General features: G+C 35.9%; 20 protein-coding genes. 14 read left to right on the top strand and 6 right to left on the bottom strand.

All coding sequences use genetic code 11. The features are described from left to right. Positions 1-13 precede the first annotated feature (13 nt). Positions 14-1,333 carry a Na+/H+ antiporter family protein gene (locus ACTT1L_RS07075; RefSeq protein WP_000994774.1) on the bottom strand — a complete coding sequence of 440 codons (1,320 nt, stop codon included), beginning with the start codon at positions 1,331-1,333 and terminating at the stop codon, positions 14-16. A 131-nt stretch (positions 1,334-1,464) separates the two neighbouring features. After that, positions 1,465-2,463 (bottom strand): alpha/beta fold hydrolase, encoded by a 999-nt coding sequence (locus ACTT1L_RS07070; RefSeq protein ID WP_000898953.1) that lies wholly within the window; start codon positions 2,461-2,463, stop codon positions 1,465-1,467. Between the two features lie 121 nt (positions 2,464-2,584). Here ACTT1L_RS07070 and ACTT1L_RS07065 point away from each other — a divergent pair, with 121 nt between their 5' ends. After that, positions 2,585-3,061, top strand: coding sequence for a ribbon-helix-helix domain-containing protein (locus ACTT1L_RS07065; RefSeq protein WP_000151910.1), 477 nt, complete (start codon positions 2,585-2,587; stop codon positions 3,059-3,061). A 123-nt stretch (positions 3,062-3,184) separates the two neighbouring features. Here the strand turns inward: ACTT1L_RS07065 and ACTT1L_RS07060 are convergent, their stop codons facing one another. Next, positions 3,185-4,774, bottom strand: coding sequence for a bifunctional metallophosphatase/5'-nucleotidase (locus tag ACTT1L_RS07060; protein WP_074531973.1), 1,590 nt, complete (start codon positions 4,772-4,774; stop codon positions 3,185-3,187). A 200-nt stretch (positions 4,775-4,974) separates the two neighbouring features. Between ACTT1L_RS07060 and ACTT1L_RS07055 the strand changes: the two genes are divergently transcribed. From ACTT1L_RS07055 to ACTT1L_RS07045, 3 genes are all read left to right on the top strand, one after another. Next, the gene (locus ACTT1L_RS07055) at positions 4,975-5,238 is read left to right on the top strand and encodes a YqkE family protein (RefSeq protein ID WP_000727549.1); all 264 of its coding nucleotides are present in this window, start codon (positions 4,975-4,977) and stop codon (positions 5,236-5,238) included. 68 nt (positions 5,239-5,306) lie between these two features. Further along, positions 5,307-5,831 (top strand): GrpB family protein, encoded by a 525-nt coding sequence (locus ACTT1L_RS07050; protein WP_001227171.1) that lies wholly within the window; start codon positions 5,307-5,309, stop codon positions 5,829-5,831. A 129-nt stretch (positions 5,832-5,960) separates the two neighbouring features. Further along, on the top strand, positions 5,961-6,788 hold the full coding sequence (locus ACTT1L_RS07045; RefSeq protein ID WP_000547999.1) for an aldo/keto reductase: 828 nt from the start codon (positions 5,961-5,963) through the stop codon (positions 6,786-6,788). Positions 6,789-6,817: 29 nt separating this feature from the next. Here ACTT1L_RS07045 and lolS read toward each other — a convergent pair whose 3' ends face one another. Both lolS and mciZ read right to left on the bottom strand, forming a co-directional pair. After that, a complete protein-coding gene (gene lolS / locus ACTT1L_RS07040; RefSeq protein ID WP_000747198.1) occupies positions 6,818-7,732 on the bottom strand; it encodes an aldo/keto reductase in 915 nt (304 codons plus the stop codon). 53 nt (positions 7,733-7,785) lie between these two features. Continuing rightward, positions 7,786-7,914 carry a Z-ring formation inhibitor MciZ gene (gene mciZ, locus ACTT1L_RS07035; RefSeq protein ID WP_000870299.1) on the bottom strand — a complete coding sequence of 43 codons (129 nt, stop codon included), beginning with the start codon at positions 7,912-7,914 and terminating at the stop codon, positions 7,786-7,788. Between the two features lie 74 nt (positions 7,915-7,988). On the opposite strand from mciZ, the gene ACTT1L_RS07030 reads away from it, so the two are divergent. Then, entirely contained in the window at positions 7,989-8,528 is a 540-nt protein-coding gene (locus ACTT1L_RS07030; protein ID WP_000067038.1) for an NUDIX hydrolase, read from the top strand. A 23-nt stretch (positions 8,529-8,551) separates the two neighbouring features. Here ACTT1L_RS07030 and ACTT1L_RS07025 read toward each other — a convergent pair whose 3' ends face one another. Then, positions 8,552-9,103 (bottom strand): GNAT family N-acetyltransferase, encoded by a 552-nt coding sequence (locus ACTT1L_RS07025; RefSeq protein WP_000803491.1) that lies wholly within the window; start codon positions 9,101-9,103, stop codon positions 8,552-8,554. A 155-nt stretch (positions 9,104-9,258) separates the two neighbouring features. Here ACTT1L_RS07025 and spoIIM point away from each other — a divergent pair, with 155 nt between their 5' ends. From spoIIM to corA, 9 genes are all read left to right on the top strand, one after another. Then, the gene (gene spoIIM / locus ACTT1L_RS07020; RefSeq protein ID WP_223290733.1) at positions 9,259-9,876 is read left to right on the top strand and encodes a stage II sporulation protein M; all 618 of its coding nucleotides are present in this window, start codon (positions 9,259-9,261) and stop codon (positions 9,874-9,876) included. 106 nt (positions 9,877-9,982) lie between these two features. Beyond that, a complete protein-coding gene (gene fur, locus ACTT1L_RS07015; protein WP_000392655.1) occupies positions 9,983-10,438 on the top strand; it encodes a ferric iron uptake transcriptional regulator in 456 nt (151 codons plus the stop codon). A 103-nt stretch (positions 10,439-10,541) separates the two neighbouring features. Continuing rightward, complete coding sequence (locus ACTT1L_RS07010; RefSeq protein WP_001250432.1) at positions 10,542-10,772, top strand: YqzK family protein; 231 nt, start codon at positions 10,542-10,544, stop codon at positions 10,770-10,772. Between the two features lie 6 nt (positions 10,773-10,778). Next, the gene (gene xerD / locus ACTT1L_RS07005; RefSeq protein ID WP_000390084.1) at positions 10,779-11,669 is read left to right on the top strand and encodes a site-specific tyrosine recombinase XerD; all 891 of its coding nucleotides are present in this window, start codon (positions 10,779-10,781) and stop codon (positions 11,667-11,669) included. Between the two features lie 143 nt (positions 11,670-11,812). After that, complete coding sequence (locus tag ACTT1L_RS07000) at positions 11,813-12,556, top strand: FixH family protein (protein WP_001993299.1); 744 nt, start codon at positions 11,813-11,815, stop codon at positions 12,554-12,556. A 424-nt stretch (positions 12,557-12,980) separates the two neighbouring features. Next, positions 12,981-14,165 (top strand): phosphopentomutase, encoded by a 1,185-nt coding sequence (gene deoB, locus ACTT1L_RS06995; protein ID WP_001046082.1) that lies wholly within the window; start codon positions 12,981-12,983, stop codon positions 14,163-14,165. Between the two features lie 12 nt (positions 14,166-14,177). Beyond that, positions 14,178-14,999 (top strand): purine-nucleoside phosphorylase, encoded by an 822-nt coding sequence (locus ACTT1L_RS06990; RefSeq protein ID WP_001078446.1) that lies wholly within the window; start codon positions 14,178-14,180, stop codon positions 14,997-14,999. Positions 15,000-15,006: 7 nt separating this feature from the next. Next, the gene (locus tag ACTT1L_RS06985) at positions 15,007-16,311 is read left to right on the top strand and encodes a pyrimidine-nucleoside phosphorylase (protein ID WP_001243079.1); all 1,305 of its coding nucleotides are present in this window, start codon (positions 15,007-15,009) and stop codon (positions 16,309-16,311) included. Positions 16,312-16,373: 62 nt separating this feature from the next. Next, positions 16,374-17,336 (top strand): magnesium/cobalt transporter CorA, encoded by a 963-nt coding sequence (gene corA / locus ACTT1L_RS06980; RefSeq protein ID WP_033674161.1) that lies wholly within the window; start codon positions 16,374-16,376, stop codon positions 17,334-17,336. Positions 17,337-17,345: the final 9 nt, after the last annotated feature.

The following is a 17,345-nucleotide window of genomic DNA, read 5'->3' as shown; positions in this document are numbered from 1 at the left end:
TAAAACGCACCTTTTATAATGTAATTGCGGCAATAAAGCCGAATATAAGTAACGGTATATTGTAATGTAAAAAAGTTGGTACACACGTATCCCATATATGATGGTGTTGACCATCAGCATTTAAACCGGATGTTGGTCCAAGTGTACTATCTGATGCTGGAGATCCTGCGTCTCCTAGCGCTCCGGCTGTACCGATAATTGCAATGGTGGCCATTGGACTAAATCCAAGCTGAATACAAAGAGGTACAAAAATTGTTGTTAAAATAGGGATGGTTGAAAAAGATGATCCAATCCCCATCGTAACGAGCAGTCCAATTACAAGCATAAGAAATGCAGCGAGTGGTTTGTTATTCCCAATTATATGTGCACTCGTTTGTACAAGAGATTCAACATGTCCTGTTTTTCGAAGAACAGCTCCGAACCCAGCGGCAGAAATCATAACAAATCCGATAAAGGACATCATACGCATTCCGCTTGTTAAAATTGCATCAGCTTCTTTAAGAGGTAGACTACCACTAACTGATAAAACGATAATCCCCGCTAGAGCGCCGAAAATCATTGATTCTGTTGCTAATTGAACAGTTAATGTAGCTAAGATAGATACTAGCCCGAAAGTAATGCTTCGTTTTGTATAGGGAACGATTTCATTTTCAGTAGTATGAATTTGTTCTGTTTCATACGTACGAGGTTTTCGGTACGTAATAAATACTGCCACACATAATCCGATAATCATACCGATTGCTGGAATGGTCATTGCTTTTGGAATAAGTGCGACATCAAATGTAAGACCGCTTTGCGCAGCATTTGTTTGTAATACATCATGATAAATTTTTCCGAATCCTGCTGGAATCCACATATAAGGAGTAATCAATCCGAATGTAATAATACATGTAACAAGTCTGCGATCCACTTTCAGCTCATTTAATACTTTTAAAAGTGCTGGAATTAAGATGGGGATGAAAGCGATGTGAACAGGAATCACATTTTGTGAGAAACAAGCCATCGTTAAAATGATAAATAGAATAAGTATTTTAGAGTAAACTTGTTTTTTCGTGTCTTGTTCATTGCCAATCCACTTTAATGCAGTTTGAATCATAGCATCTGGAAGTCCGGTTTTGGAAAGAGAAATAGCGAAACCACCAAGCATTGCATAACTTAAAGCGATTGGAGCACTGTTTCCAAGACCAGTTGTAAAAGTGTTAATCGTTTCTGAAATACCGAGTCCACCGATAAGTCCGCCTGTTAAAGCTCCAACAATGATGGCGACAATGACCTGGACACGTAACAAACTAAGCAATAGCATAACTGCTACTGCAATGAGTACAGCATTCATAATAAATGTAATCTCCCCAAAATTTTATTGTGTTAAGGCAAGGAAATATGAATCACCTTGCTAGATTTATACATAGTTGCGACATATTATTATAAATTGTTTCTTATGAAATGTAAAAGAGCCTTTTGTTACTAATGGTGAAAAGCTAGCTCTTGTTTAATGGATTGTAAAGAACGAGCGAATAATTCTGGCTCTTCTAAATCGGGAGAATGTGCTGAATTTGGGAACCAAATCATCTTTTTTATCGGTGCTTCTATTACATCACAATATTCCTGAACGAGTGCATAAGGAGTTTGATAATCATAGCGACCAGAACAAAAATAAACTGGAATAGATAAACTCGTAATAGAAGAAAAGAAATCGATTGTCAACATTTCTTCCCATAAAACGCCAGATTTTAAATTTCCTGCGAGAAACTTGAACCAATCTAATAGTGTATATTCGGGAGAAAAGAAGCCTTTTCGTATGAAAGAAAAGGAAGATCCGTTTTGGATTGCACCTCCGAATGTGCCAAGCCATTTTCTTTGAATAATAAGGCGTCTCGTATCTAAAAATGGCGGTTTTCCTAATTTTAAAAGGGACGCTAATGCTTTTTTATGATTATATTTTTTTGCAGAACGAATTAAATGCTGATATAGTAATTCCTCGTTTTGTTTCATATGTACAATTTGCCCAATACCGATATAAGCCTCGATATATTGTGGATAATAGTGTGCTATGTTAAGCCCGATAATACTTCCCCAAGAATGACCAGCGAGAAATAGTTTCTGTTTATTGAACTTTTTAAGTACATATTGAATCACTTCTTTTGCATCGGAAATGAATTGTTCGATTGTAAAATTTGCTCCGAAATCTTTCATTGAAAAGGATTTACCTGCCCCGCGCTGATCCCAATTAATTACGATGAAGTGTTTCTCCAATTCTTTTTGAAAATGACGAATAAATCCGATTTGTGCCATGCCTGGTCCACCGTGACAGCATAATAAAATAGGCTGCTCTACGTTTTGCCCGCGCATAAGGAGAGTTTGTTTTCGGTTGTTAATCATAACGCTTTCCATCGTAGCGATACTATTGGGAATGAGTTTTTTATTTTCATTATAGAACTGCGGGGTATTGCTACGAAAAAGCATATTGAAAACCTCCTTTTCTAAAATCGTATGAATCGCACAGGCTATTCGTTTTGCATATACTGTTAGAAAATCATTGTAACATACCATACTAGTGTCATTTCAATATGGGAGGAGGGAAATTGTGACGATTGGAGAAATTATCGATTGTTTAAATAGGCGTGAATCCATCGCTATTATAGCAAAACGTCTTGAAATAAGCCCGTATACATTATCGAAGAAATTAAGATTGATTGGATACGAATATGATGGAGAACAGAAAAAGCGTATTTTTGTAGGAGATGGAGAAGAACCGCGTCACTTACAACTCCAAGAAGCGACAGCCCTTCAATATGCGAAAACGGATTATCAACTATTAATTTATGAACAATTACAAAGTATTTATGAGTTATTAAGAAAGAAAGAAGAAGTAATTGCCCCCATGATGAATATAAGTACAGAAAAAAAGAAACGTACCTTTTCTATTAATAAAGAAATATTAGCAAAACTAGACGTTATATCAGAATCGAAAGGAATTCAAAAATCTAAACTTGTAGAAGAGGCGTTACAACAATTTTTACAACAATATGATTTTAACAACACATCACATATTGATAAATAAAGAAAAGGATACTATGTTCATTGTAAGAACGAGTATCCTTTTTAGGTTTCACATATATGACGGATAAAAGGTTTATGTGTATCTTTTACGATGAAAAATTAAGATTGTTTATTATGAGTGTACTTAATTTGTTTTTTGAATTCTACCATCGATAATTGGCTGAATAGGTTCTTTTAATTGTTTTACGTAATCGACTAGCGCTTCAAAGTCGTTTGGACCAGTCTCTGCATTTTTACCATTTTTAAATGATACAAATCCATCACCGCCAGAAGCTAAAAAGGCATTTGCCACTACGCTATACGTTTTAGATGGAGATAATTCTTCACCGTTTGTTAAACGTATATTTGTAACTTTTTCACCGTTTGGTTTATTTGCATCCCACGTATATTGAATACCTGAAATTTGAAGCATTCTCGTCGTTCCTTTTTGCCATTGTTGATTTAAAATGTCGCGAATATCTTGACCTGTTAAATCTACTTTAATTAATTGGTTTCCAAAAGGCTGAATGCCGTATAATTCGCCCCATGTAATATCGCCAGCATCTAAGTCATTACGAATGCCGCCTGGATTCATAAGTGCGATTTGAGTTTGCATCGTTTGGCGCTGGGCATCGGCAACTAAATTTCCAAGAGTGGACTCACCAGCATCATTTTGTTTACGGTCGATAGGTGCTGTAGATTTTCCGACAACTTCATTTACAAGCGGTGCAATTTTTTCTTTATATTGATCTAGTTTTTTCTTTACTTGTTTATCAGGTTCTACACCTTCATGGTATGTTGTAACAACTTCAGCTTTTTTCTTTACAATATCTTTTGTTTTACGATCAATTGTTACATCTACATCTGAGAAAGCCATTCCGTAAGAGTTCGCTTGGACGATTAGTTTATTATTTACAGTACCATTTACATACGTGTGACTATGCCCACCAAAAATAACATCAACTTCCGGATCTGTTTCATTTGCAATTCGAGTAAGGTCTCCATTTGTCACACCAGACTCATCTGTTGTTCCACCGACATGAGCAAGGACGACAATGGATTTAACGCCAAGACGCTTTAATTGCTGCGTTGATTTATTAATTGCTTCTACTTCGTCAGTGATTTCTACATTTTTAAGCATAGTAGGCATCACGACATTTGGTGTATCAGTTGTAACTACGCCAATGAATCCTACAGGCACACCATTTACCATTTTTACAGTAAATGGCGGTAAAAATAAGCGGCCAGTGGATTTATTATAGAAGTTTGCAGCGACATAAGGGAAATTTGCACCTTTGAAATTCCCTGTTTTTTCGTGATAGCCACCGTAAATGAGACGTTTCATTTCATCAATACCTTCATCAAATTCGTGGTTACCGATTGTACCAACATCAAATTTTAAGTCATTTAAAAATTCAATCGTTGGTTCATCTTGTAACAATGCTGAAACTGGTGGACTAGCTCCGACAATATCGCCAGCGTGTACGAGAAGTGTATTCGGGTTTTGCTTTTTACGTTCTTTTAAATAAGTAGCTAAGTAATCAGCGCCACCAGCTTCTTTGTTATTAATTTTTTTAACAGTATCTAGTTGTCCATGGAAATCATTAATACCAAGCATTTGTACGTCTATGTAGCGGTTTTGTTCAGCTGGAGTCTGGGATGGGGGAGCAGCAAATACGGTTGAAAAAGTAATGGTGCTTAAAACGGCAACAGCAGGAATGATTTTTTTCCACATAATCTAATTCTCCTTTTTTATAATCTGACATCATACGACATAATTTTAATAGATTCATAGGATTATATCTATACAAAAAAATAGTTTTTTCGAAAAATTAACATATTTACAAAAAGTGAATAATAGAGTAAAGGACCTTTTTTATTGTCGAGTTCATTGTGTATCTACTATAATGGAGAAAAAAGTAAAAGGTGAGTAGTATGAAGAAAAAGAAACAAAGACAAATGCAAAGACAAGCGCAAGTGAATCAACAAAAGAAAGAGTCGCTTACATTAGGTGATCAATTAAATGATTCACTCATGCAGCAATTAAAGAATAAGAAGAAAGAGTTGCAAGTGAGAGAAGAGGAAAAAGTGGCAGCTGAACAGGAAAGAAAGCGCCAAGAACAAAAAGAACGTGAAAAGAATAAATCATTTGAAGAACTGTTAAGTGAAAGTAACCTTACTTGGAAAGACTTTAAATAATAACGAAAATGATCAGTGAATAACGCTGATCATTTTTTTGACGAGCTTGTAAGAAAAGGGGAGTTAGAATGAGAAAAATTGTAGTTGTTCCGCATGAAAATCATTGGGGTGAAAAATTTCAAATGGAGGCTGAAAGATTAAAAGCGGCGATGCCAGAAAAGGTGAAGGTCCATCATATTGGAAGTACGTCGGTGCCAGGACTGGCAGCGAAACCAATTATAGATATGATTATGGAAGTAGAGAGTATCGACAGAGTAGATAGGTGGAATGAACGTTTTGAAGAGCTTGGCTATATCGTAAAAGGGGAGAATGGTATTTCAAGACGGCGTTATTTTATTCATGGAACGGAGGAAAAACGCTCGTATCACTTACACGTGTTTGAAAAAGGAAACCCTGAGATAGTAAGGCATTTAGCATTTCGTGATTATATGATGGCTCATTGTGAAGAAGCTGAGGCATATGCAACTTTAAAGAAAGAATTAGCTGAAAAGTATACATATGATGGTGCGTTATATTCGGAAGGGAAAACTGAGTTTGTACGTAATGTTGATGAAAAAGCGAAGAAATGGATGGAAAATAATGTTAATGAATGAGTTCGCATTATTTTAGAAAGTATATAAGTTTATTATGTAAACTGTACATATGTTTTGACTTTTTGGTTGAATCTTGTTCAAATAAAGTGGTGGCTTATAAAAAAATGTAATGATGAAAGGGAGACGACTGTGCACATTCCAACAACTACACTTCATAATGGCGTAAAAATGCCGATGATTGGTTTAGGCGTTTATAAAGCGAAAGAAGGCGACGAAGTAAAACAAGCAGTAAAAACAGCGCTAGAAGTTGGATACCGTTCGATTGATACAGCAACTGTATATGAAAATGAAAGCGGTGTCGGAGAAGCGGTTCGTGAATCAGGAATTCCGAGAGAAGACATCTTTATTACAACAAAAGTTTGGAACGATGATCAAGGATACGAGGAAACACTTGAGGCGTTTGAGAAAAGCTTAAAAAAATTACAAATGGACTATGTAGATTTATATTTAATACATTGGCCAATAAGAGGGAAGTATGTTGATACGTACCGAGCATTAGAAAAACTGTATGAAGAAGGTAAAGTGCGCGCGATTGGTGTTTCTAACTTCCATAAACATCATTTAGAACTGCTATTACCAAATTGCAAAATAAAGCCGATGGTAAACCAAGTGGAACTTCATCCGATGTTAACACAATTTGAATTGCGTAATTTCTGTCAAGGTGAGCAAATTCAAATGGAAGCATGGAGTCCATTAATGAGGGGCGGAGAAGTATTTCAGCACCCGATTATTCAGGCCATTGCTACTAAATATGAAAAAACACCTGCGCAAGTTATATTAAGGTGGGATATTCAAAGCGGGATTGTGACGATTCCTAAGTCTGTTACACCATCTCGCATTCAGGAGAATTTTTCTATCTTTGACTTTTCATTAACAGAAGAAGAGATGACTCAAATTAATACGTTAAATCGTAATTTACATGTAGGAACGAATCCTGATAAATATGATACGTTATAAAAAGACGCTACCAGTATGGTAGCGTCTTTTTATCGGTGTAATGCGTACGTATCACATTTCACAATTTGCTGAAGCTGTGTATATTCTGCTGTTGTTAACTTTGTTTGTTTACTAGCTTGTACATTTTCTCGTAATTGCCCAATAGAGCTTGCACCAGGTATAACAGCTGCAACAGTTTCGTTATGTAAGCAATATTGAATAGCTGTTCCAGTTAAGGAGTTTTCTCCAATTATTTCTTTTACATTCGCAAGCGTCGCATATAATTCATCGTAAGAATAAGAAAGGTAATCTTTTTCTTTTACTCTTTCTATCTTTCTTGTATTGTTATCAGTTAATATTCCTTTTGCAAGTGGTCCGCGAGCAATGACGCTAATTTGATGTTCATTAAGAAGCTGGAACCATTCTTCAGGGCGACGATTCAAAAGGCTATATTCCATTAGAACACTAACGATATTTGAACGCTGTGCATATTCACGGATGACATTTGGACGTATAGAAGAAATACCGTAATGGCGAATGATACCTTCTTTTTTCAATTCTTCAAAGGCTTCAATTACTTCATCTATAGGATCTTCAATCGTCCCGCCGTGAAGTTGATAAAGATCAATATAATCAGTTTGAAGTCTACGTAAACTTTCTTTCACTTCAGCCTTTATGTAATTTTTAGAAGGATCCCAAGACCAGCCGTTTTTTTCTTCTGTCCATCGATTCCCAACCTTCGTTGTAAGGATAATTTGGTCTCGTTTTCCTTTTAAGGCTTTTCCAACAAATTCTTCGTTTAATCCATAATCATATAAATCCGCTGTATCAAAAAAATTGATTCCTAAATCGATTGCTTCATCGATAATACGCAGGGCTTCTGTTTCAGATGTACCGAGGGACATACAGCCAAGTCCCATTTCTGTCACAAATAAATCTGAGTTTCCTAATTGACGTTTTTTCATAGTTCAACCTCCTTCTCCTTATTGTACGCAAGGGAAAAGAGGTTGACAAACGTTTACTTTTTAGTTGCTGTAATCCACTCTTGTACAGTTGTATACTCTTTGCCATATTGTTTTAGCTTATGGCGAATTTGCCATGCTTTTCCGACTAAAGTGACGCGATTTGGTAAAATATAAACTTTCATTTCTATCACGCTCCTTTCAATGTGGTAAAATGTATGAGGAAAGAATAGGAAATAGAACAGGGAGATGAAGTAGTATGAGTAATCTTGCAGAGAGAACAGTAAAAACTGAGCCGATTTTTGATGGTAGAGTTATAAAAGTTCGTGTTGATGATGTAGTATTACCAAATGGAGCAATGAGTAAACGTGAAATTGTAAATCACCCTGGTGCAGTTGCTATTATTGCTATTACTGATGAGGGGAAAATTGTGCTTGTTGAGCAGTATCGTAAAGCGCTTGAAAAGGCGATTATAGAAATTCCGGCTGGCAAGTTAGAACCAGGTGAAAAACCTGAGGTGACAGCAGTTCGTGAATTAGAAGAGGAAACAGGTTATGTATGTGAAAATATGGAGCTTATTACTTCTTTCTATACATCTCCAGGATTTGCAGATGAAATTTTATATGTATATAAAGCGACAGGTTTGACGAAAAAAGAAAATAAAGCTGCGTTAGATGAAGACGAGTTTGTGGAATTAATGGAAGTATCATTAGAAGAAGCAACTACTCTTATGAAAGATCTTCGTATTCACGATGCGAAGACGATGTTTGCAGTACAATATTTACAACTACAAAAATAAACACTCGCCAAAGGCGAGTGTTTTTAATTAATTTTTGCATATACGCGTGCATCACGTAAGCTACCATCTGGTGCTATGAAATCATTTTCCATTGTACCTTCTAGAATAAATTCTAAACGTTCTGCTAAGTTACATGCATTTGTATTTGTTGCATCAATACGAATTTCAATTCTTCGAGCGCTTAGCTTATCAAAGGCAAATTGAATGGCACCTTTCACAGCTTCGGTCATATAGCCTTGTTTTGTATAAGCGCTATGTAGCCAGAAGTGAAGTGAAAACTTTGGAATATCCCAGTTTTCAGGCTTGAGCGTTATAGCTCCGATGAATGTACCAGATACTTTATCGTATAAGTGAAAATCAAGTGTTTCACGAAGTAAAAACTGTCCGTGAGCGTTACGAACGATTTCTTCAGCACTTTCTTCTGTTTCAGCGTTAATTGGCATCCACGGTACTAAGTCTTCTAGAGAAGCTTGTATTGCTTCATACACTTCTGCACCATCACCTGGAAATGGCTTACGAACCTGTAAGCGTTCAGTTTGAAATAATGTTGGAAAATCTAATAATAATGGTTTCAAGAGAAATCCCTCCTATTCTCTACTTTTTAGTTTAGCAAAGTAGAGCGGAATTTCAATGTTAATTCGTCATACTTTTTTCTTTCTTTCATACATTTTTAGTAAGAGTGTGAACGGAGGGAAGAAAAATGTGGAGAAAAACTTGGCAAGACCGTGTAATGTCTCACATACAGGAAAACTCTTCATTATATATATTTAACGCTGTTTTGTTATTGATGGGAGTAATATTTGGAGCAATTCTTGTAAATAGTTTACAATTAAATCAAAAACAAGATTTATCATTTTATTTGCAACGTTTTTTTGGACAAGTTTCTAAAGGAGAATTTGCTATTGCAGGCGAAATGTTTCGAGAAAGTTACTTTTCACAATTAAAATACATTGGATTTATTTGGATTTTAGGGATTTCAATTATTGGATTACCACTCATTTTTATTTTATTATTTGCAAAAGGAGTAGTTGTCGGATTTACAGTAGGTTTCTTAGTAAGTCAGCATGGATGGAATGGATTATTATTAGCATTCGTTTCTGTATTGCCACAAAATCTCATTATCATCCCAGTATTTCTCGTTATGACAACAATTGCCGCAAGTTTTTCCTTACGCATGATTAGGCATCAATTTATCCGAAAAATAACTGAGCCGCTATTACCATTATTGATCCGTTATACATGCTTCTTTCTTGTAATTGGAGCGGTGTTAGCTCTTGCTTCTAGTGTAGAGGCTTATGCATCACCAGTTTTAATGAAAGAAGTCGTTGAGGCTATTAATAAACAATAAATACTTTATGAGAATAATTATCAATTTGTTTTTATTGTTTTTCTTTTGACAGAAGCCCTTCTTCTGATATAATGGTGTAAGAGTGGCGAGGAGGGAGTAGTACCGAATGGAAGAAAGAATTGAACGAATTAAGAAGCAATTACATGCAGCGAGCTACAAATTAACACCGCAACGTGAAGCAACAGTTCGTGTGCTGCTAGAAAATGAAGAAGATCATTTAAGCGCAGAAGATGTTTACCTCCTTGTAAAAGAAAAGTCGCCAGAGATCGGATTAGCAACCGTCTATCGAACTTTAGAACTATTATCTGAGTTAAAAGTTGTCGATAAGATTAACTTCGGAGACGGTGTTTCACGCTATGACTTACGCCAAGAAGGTGCGCAGCGTTTCCACCATCATTTGATTTGTACACAATGTGGTGCTGTACAAGAAATACAAGAAGATTTACTTGGTGAAGTGGAAAGGAAAGTAGAACATGACTGGAGCTTTAAGGTGAAGGATCATCGTTTAACATTCCATGGGATTTGTAAAAATTGTCAAGAAAATGAAACGGATGAAAAATAACCTTTTCCTATTTAACTAGGAAGAGGTTTTTTATTTGAATAAGGTATAAATTGGTGAAAGCTTGGCATATGTTGTAATAACTTATATTTTGGAGGAATTTACAATGCGCCGAGCTTTAAAATTAACTTTTGATGGGATAAAAGTATTTTTATTATTTACAAGTTGTACGATTTTGTTTTATTTCGCTATACTATGGATAAATGAAGAATATGAAAGCTATCATCGTTATGAAAAGCCAAAAGAAGAGACTGTAGAAAAAGTATCAGGGAATGAAGAGCCGGCAAAGGATGCTTTCGTAAATAGAATGATGTTTTTCTATGAAAATGGGGAGTAGTGTAGATTGGAAGATCAATTAAAAGATTTTATTCATTATATGGTTGTTGAAAAAGGACTAGCGAAAAATACAGTAGTATCTTATGAACGTGATTTAAAAAGTTATGTAAAGTATTTGCAAAATGTAGAACAAGCGAAAAGCTTTCACGAAGTGACACGCTTGCACATTGTTAACTTTCTGCAGCACTTAAAAGAAAACGGAAAATCTTCGAAAACATTAGCACGTCATATTGCATCGATTCGTTCGTTTCACCAATTTTTACTTCGGGAACGAGCGGTAGAGCACGATCCATCCGTACATATTGAAACGCCGCAAGGAGAACGGAAATTACCGAAAGTATTGTCAGTTGATGAAGTAGAGGCATTACTGCAGACACCAAAAATGACGAGCGCTTTTGGGGTTCGTGATAAAGCGATGCTAGAGTTATTGTATGCAACAGGACTTCGTGTTTCAGAATTAATTGCATTAAATTTAGAAGATGTACATTTAACGATGGGATTTGTTCGATGCATAGGGAAAGGGAATAAAGAAAGAATTATTCCACTAGGAAGTTTAGCGACGGAAGCGATTCAAAAGTATATTGAAAAGGGAAGAAGAGAATTGATGGGGAAAAAAGTAGTAGATGCACTCTTTTTAAACCATCATGGCAATCGATTATCAAGACAAGGATTTTGGAAAATTTTAAAACGATTAGCGAAAGAAGCAAATATTGAAAAAGAGCTTACACCTCATACATTGCGTCATTCTTTTGCTACGCATTTATTAGAAAATGGAGCAGACTTACGTGCTGTGCAAGAAATGCTTGGACATGCAGATATTTCAACGACACAAATTTATACGCATGTTTCAAAAACTAGATTAAAAGATGTATATAAACAGTTTCATCCGAGAGCATAGGTACTATGCTCTTTTTTCATAGATTCAAAAGGCTATAGCACTTCACAGAAACTTCACAAACATTTCGTACATTGTTTTCAGCAGAAGACTAGAATATTACAATGTATTTCCTCTATACTAAATAAAGTATGAAGGAGGAAATGATGATGAAAAAACTTATTATGACTTTATTTATCGCGATGCTAGCATTGGCTGGCTGTAATACAAACAAAGAAGAACCGAAAAAAGAACAGAAACTAGAAGCTGTAAAAGTAGCAGTTCAAACAAATCCGAAAGAAATTAAACCTGGTGAAAAAACAGAAGTACAAGCACTTGTTACACAAGGAAAAGAAAAGGTAACAGATGCTGATGATGTAAAGTTTGAAATTTGGAAAGCTGGCGACGAAAAGCACGAGATGCTAGAAGGTAAGCATAAAGGAAAAGGTGTTTATGCTGTAGAGAAAACGTTCGAGACGGATGGCGTATACCATATTATCGCTCACACAAATGCGCGTGAAATGCATGTTATGCCAGAAGTAAAAGTGGCTGTAGGAAATGCGAAAGTAGAAGATGCGAAAAAAGAAAATAGTGATCATGGTGCAGGACATGGTGATCATAAAAGCGATACAATGATTCACCTTATGGCTGGTGACATAAAAGCAAATGCTGAATCAACAATGAAAGTTCATTTAAAACAAAAAGAAGAAGCTTTAACTGGTGCTGAAGTACAACTTGAGATTTGGAAAGATGGTGTGGAAAAACACGAATTCATTCCAGCAAAAGAAGGAAATAAAGGGGAGTATGAAACGAAACATACTTTCAAAGAAAAGGGTTCTTACAAAGTGAAAGTTCATGTTAAAAAAGGCGAATTGCATGAACATAAAGAAGAAACAGTAGAAGTAAAATAAAAAGGTAGCTCTTTAGAGCTGCTTTTTTTATTTTTATTCTGAAAATGATTAGTGGGAAAGAACAAAACCGCCACTGATTAAAATTTCACTTTATATGAAGAAATAAATCATAAAATGATTAGCACTTCTGTGCATAATGGATTACAATAGAAGTGTGAAGAAAATGAGAAATTCTACGAAAATGTATTAAAAAGAAAGCGTAAACATGTTATGATATCAGTATCAGATGTCTGACATCTGACTTAGAAAAAACTAGAAATGTTTTTGAGTCGTTTCAAGGTAAACGAAATAGGTTAGAGAATGATTTAAAGAAGTACTGTTTGATAATGAGAACGAAAGATAATTCTTATGGAGAACAGTTTCACTTTATAGCGTTTTGAACATACTACAAGAAGTAGAACTGAACTTATAGGAGGTCGCAGTTATGAATAAATATAAACGTATATTCCTAGTCGTAATGGACTCTGTTGGAATCGGTGAAGCACCAGATGCTGAACAATTTGGTGATTTAGGATCTGACACAATTGGTCACATTGCTGAACATATGAATGGGTTACAAATGCCTAACATGGTGAAATTAGGTCTTGGTAACATTCGTGAAATGAAAGGCATCTCTAAAGTAGAAAAACCACTTGGATATTATACAAAAATGCAAGAAAAATCTACTGGTAAAGATACAATGACAGGCCACTGGGAAATCATGGGTCTTTACATTGATACACCATTCCAAGTGTTCCCAGAAGGATTCCCAAAAGAATTACTTGATGAATTAGAAGAAAAAACAGGCCGTAAAATCATCGGTAATAAACCAGCTTCTGGAACTGAAATTCTTGATGAACTTGGTCAAGAACAAATGGAAACAGGCTCTTTAATTGTTTACACTTCTGCTGATAGTGTACTACAAATCGCAGCACACGAAGAGGTAGTGCCGCTTGATGAGTTATATAAAATTTGTAAAATTGCACGTGAATTAACGTTAGATGAGAAGTACATGGTAGGCCGTGTTATTGCTCGTCCATTCGTTGGTGAGCCTGGAAACTTTACACGTACACCGAACCGTCATGACTATGCATTAAAACCATTCGGCCGTACAGTAATGAATGAATTAAAAGATAGTGATTATGATGTGATTGCTATCGGTAAAATCTCTGACATCTATGATGGTGAAGGGGTAACTGAATCACTTCGTACGAAGTCTAACATGGATGGAATGGATAAGCTTGTAGATACATTAAATATGGACTTTACAGGTCTTAGCTTCTTAAACTTAGTTGACTTTGATGCATTATTCGGTCACCGTCGTGATCCACAAGGATACGGAGAAGCTCTGCAAGAATATGATGCACGTCTTCCAGAAGTATTCGAAAAACTAAAAGAAGATGATCTATTATTAATTACAGCAGACCACGGTAATGACCCAGTGCATCATGGTACTGATCATACACGTGAATATGTACCGTTATTAGCATATAGCCCAAGCATGAAAGAAGGCGGAAAAGAGTTACCACTTCGTCAAACATTTGCTGATATTGGTGCAACTGTAGCAGAAAACTTCGGTGTGAAAATGCCAGAATACGGAACAAGCTTCTTAAACGAGCTAAAGAAATAGGGGGATAAACAAATGAATCGTGAACTTATTACAAAATCAGCTTCATATTTAAAAGAGAAATTTCAAGAGACACCACAAGTAGGACTAATCCTTGGATCTGGACTAGGTGTATTAGCAGATGAAATCGAGAATGCAGTAACAGTACCTTACAGTGAAATCCCTGAATTCCCAGTTTCCACTGTAGAAGGCCATGCAGGTCAACTAGTATTCGGTACACTTCAAGGTGTAACAGTAGTAGCAATGCAAGGACGTTTCCACTTCTATGAAGGATATGATATGCAAAAAGTAACATTCCCAGTTCGTGTTATGAAAGAACTAGGAGTAGAAACAGTTGTTGTAACAAATGCAGCTGGTGGTGTAAATACATCATTCGAACCAGGCGATCTTATGTTAATTTCAGATCACATTAACTTCATGGGTACAAATCCATTAATCGGACCAAATGATTCTGAAATGGGTGTACGTTTCCCTGATATGTCTACATCATATACAGTAGAGCTTCGCGAAATGGCGAAACAAGTTGCAGCAGACTTAAATATTAAAGTACAAGAAGGTGTATACGTTGGAATGACAGGTCCTGTATATGAAACACCTGCTGAAATTCGTATGCTTCGCACACTTGGTGGAGATGCAGTTGGTATGTCAACAGTACCTGAAGTAATTGTAGCGCGTCACGCTGGTATGAAAGTACTTGGTATTTCTTGTATTTCAAATATGGCAGCTGGTATTTTAGATCAGCCACTTCACCACGATGAAGTAATCGAAACGACAGAACGTGTTAAAGCTAACTTCTTAGCATTAGTAAAAGCAATCGTAAAACAAATGAAGGGGTGACCTCACAATGAGAATGGTGGACCTAATTGCAAAAAAACGTGACGGACATGCATTAACGACAGAAGAAATTAACTTTATTGTTGAAGGATATACAAATGGTGATATTCCTGATTATCAAGTAAGTTCACTTGCAATGGCAATTTTCTTCCAAGATATGAACGATCAAGAACGTGCAGATTTAACGATGGCAATGGTAAATAGCGGTGATACAATCGACTTATCAGCTATTGAAGGAGTAAAAGTAGATAAGCACTCGACAGGTGGCGTTGGTGATACAACAACACTTGTATTAGGTCCATTAGTAGCCGCTTTAGGTGTACCGGTTGCAAAAATGTCTGGACGTGGTCTAGGACATACTGGTGGTACAATTGATAAATTAGAAGCAGTTCCAGGATTCCATGTTGAAATCGAAAATGATGAATTCATGCGTCTTGTAAATGAAAATAAAATCGCAGTTATTGGTCAAAGTGGAAACTTAACACCTGCGGATAAAAAATTGTATGCACTTCGTGATGTAACGGCAACAGTAAACTCAATTCCGCTTATTGCAAGCTCAATTATGAGTAAAAAAATTGCTGCTGGTGCAGATGCAATTGTTCTTGATGTAAAAACTGGAGCAGGTGCATTTATGAAAACAGATGAAGATGCAAAACGTTTAGCAGAAGCAATGGTGCGCATTGGTAATAACGTTGGTCGTAATACGATGGCTGTTATTTCTGATATGAGTCAACCACTTGGTGAGGCTATTGGTAACGCACTTGAAGTACAAGAAGCAATTGATACATTACAAGGTAAAGGACCGAAAGATTTAGAAGAGTTATGTTTAACGCTTGGAAGTCAAATGGTATACCTTGCTGGACAAGCTTCATCTCTAGAAGATGCACGTGAGAAATTAATTGAAGTAATGAACAACGGTAAGGCGCTAGAATCATTTAAAACGTTCTTATCAGCGCAAGGTGGCGATGCATCTGTTGTTGATGATCCTTCTAAATTACCACAAGCACAATTTAAAATTGAAGTGGAAGCGAAGGAAGACGGTTATGTATCAGAAATCGTTGCAGATGAAATCGGAACAGCAGCAATGCTTTTAGGAGCAGGACGTGCGACGAAGGAATCTGAAATTGATTTAGCAGTTGGCTTAATGCTTCGTAAAAAAGTAGGGGACAGCGTGAAAAAAGGTGAATCCCTTGTTACCATTTACGCAAACCGTGAAAATGTAGAAGACGTAAAAGCAAAAATTTATGAGAACATGAAGATCTCTAAAGAGCATGTAGATGCACCAACATTAGTGCACGGCATCGTTACTGAATAATAAAGAAGGGCCAGGGAGTGTTTCTCCTTGGCTTTTTTTACTATTTTTTGTTTATAATAATAATGGGTGAAAATATGATTAGAATTTGTGCAATAACAAAAACAGATGAAGTATTATATGATGTTTCGCTAGAGGAAACAAAGAAAGACCATATTGTATGGTATTGGCTAGATTTATATAAGCCAACGAAAGAAGAGTATACATACATTTTGCAAGATTATTTTAAGTTCCATCCCCTTGCAATTGAAGACTGCATAGAATATGTACAGAGGCCAAAAGTTGATTTTTATGATGGATATAACTTTTTAGTTCTTCATGCATTTGGTGAGGATGGATTAGAACCTCACGAGATTGATTTATTTATTAGTGATCGTTATATTGTTTCTTTCCACTTTTCTCATAACAATGCAATTGAAAGAGTATGGAAAACGCTTGGAGAAAAGAAGCGTATTAAAAATAGTCCCCTGCACGTAGCGCATACAATTATCGATCAAATTGTAGATGACTATTTTGCGCCTGTATATTACATTGAGGATCATTTAAATGCAATTGATGATAATTTAACGGGTGAAACGGCAGGAAGTGTACTAGAAGAAGTATTTGATATACGTGCAGATTTATCGAAGTTAAGACGTACAATTATTCCGATGCGTGATTTATTGTATCGTATTTTAAATTCGACTCGTTTTTACGGTATAAGTGATCATGAAATTTATTTTAAAGATATACATGATCATTTGCTTAAATTGACCGAAATGATTGAAGCAAGCCGGGAGTTAACAGCAGATATTCGAGATAGCTATTTTTCATTAAACTCGCATCATATGAATAACATTATGAAAACATTAACTGTATTCTCGACTATTTTCATGCCATTAACATTTATTGCGGGAGTATATGGAATGAACTTTACGCATATGCCAGAGCTCGGTGGACAATATAGTTATTTTATTTGTTTACTTATTATGGCACTAATTGGTGGCGGCATGATGGCTTGGTTTTATAAAAAAGGATGGTTTAAGTAAAAAACACCG

It is taken from the genome of Bacillus sp. FH, assembly GCF_052216825.1.
Taxonomy (GTDB): domain Bacteria; phylum Bacillota; class Bacilli; order Bacillales; family Bacillaceae_G; genus Bacillus_A; species Bacillus_A paranthracis.
The sequence above is the reverse complement of the archived record's forward strand: the minus strand, read 5'-3'. Positions and strand labels throughout refer to the sequence as shown.